Origin of the sequence: Kistimonas scapharcae, assembly GCF_039540975.1 — a bacterium.
GTDB lineage: Bacteria > Pseudomonadota > Gammaproteobacteria > Pseudomonadales > Endozoicomonadaceae > Kistimonas > Kistimonas scapharcae.
In genome coordinates, this window is the sequence record NZ_BAABFL010000030.1 from 1 (window position 1) to 1174 (window position 1174).

A 1174-nucleotide genomic window follows, 5' to 3' on the forward strand; every position below is an offset into this window, starting at 1 on the left:
GATTCGGGAATACAACAATGAACGTCCACACAGCTCCCTGAACGATTTGACGCCATGGGAATACCTGGCTAAATCCGAGCTGTTGGAAAACTCTAATTTAGGGTGCCACTAAAAAAGGGATGTTTACACGGTAAAGCGTGATTTTTTCATCTCGTTCTCCGTTTGACTCAGTGTAAGTCGGAGAACTCTAATTCGAAATGCCCCTAGTTTAGGGGATGATTACAATATTCCCTTATTTGACAGGAGTTTTGATAAATTAGAGCCTCTAGAGCCTTCCCCGCTTTTTTATAAAGAAGAATGGATGCCTGTACTTAAGCAGTATTGTGACAAAGTGGATTTTGAATCGATACATAACTTATGTATAGGTAAGAATCACTCTATGCAGGTTAGGAAGGAATATTCAGAACGTTTAATACGGCCATCAGAAAGCGAGTTAGGGTTGACGACTGACACATCTTTGGTTGAACCAACACAGAAAGCTTGTGCGAGTAAAAAAAGTTCTATAAATGACTTGAGGCGGAAGAAAATACGTCAAACCTATGTTTTGTTGAATAAACTTTGTAAGTTGTCTCGTCTATCAACGGATGAAGAAATATCTAAAAGAGTTTGCCTGTTAGTCTCTCGCAATAAAGTCGGCATGCTGGCTGATGGAGAGATTTATTTCAGTATGAAGACAATGATATCTGAAAAAAATCAGAGTGATTTGCTCTTGAATGAAGGAGATGTGAGGCAGGGTAGTGATGGAGTTGCTAATACAGAGCATGTGACGGATGATGAAAAAGATAAAGAGGTAAGTGTGGATGTTTCCGTAGAAATGAGAAGTCAATTTTCACGTAGAAAAAGTGCACTGGGAAAAAAAAGTAGAAATAAAATTAACGAATACCTTGAAATCATTAAAGACAATATTCCTTGGTTAGATCCTGATAGAAAAACTGAAAAATTTTGGGTTTTATATAACGCTTGTTTGTATATGAAAATGGTTGATTCAAAGGTAGGCGTGGAATATTGTCCATCTCAACCAGGACAGATAAAAACCAGTCATGTCAAGATGACTGCTTCAACAACGCAAGAAAAAGGCTTGGATAAAACCGCCGTAAGTACTCAAAAACCGGTACATAAGGCGATTTCACGTTCTGCCGCCTAAGCTCATCCCCATGTTCCCATTACCGCCTGA

2 protein-coding genes are annotated in these 1174 nt (G+C 38.8%); both read left to right on the top strand.

The genetic code is table 11. The features are described 5' to 3' along the window. On the top strand, positions 1 to 112 hold a 112-nt coding region (locus tag ABD892_RS02325), incomplete at its 5' end, for an integrase core domain-containing protein (protein WP_345193421.1). A 189-nt stretch (positions 113 to 301) separates the two neighbouring features. Continuing rightward, positions 302 to 1144 (top strand): DNA-directed RNA polymerase III subunit RPC5, encoded by an 843-nt coding sequence (locus tag ABD892_RS02330; protein ID WP_345193419.1) that lies wholly within the window; start codon positions 302 to 304, stop codon positions 1142 to 1144. Positions 1145 to 1174: the final 30 nt, after the last annotated feature.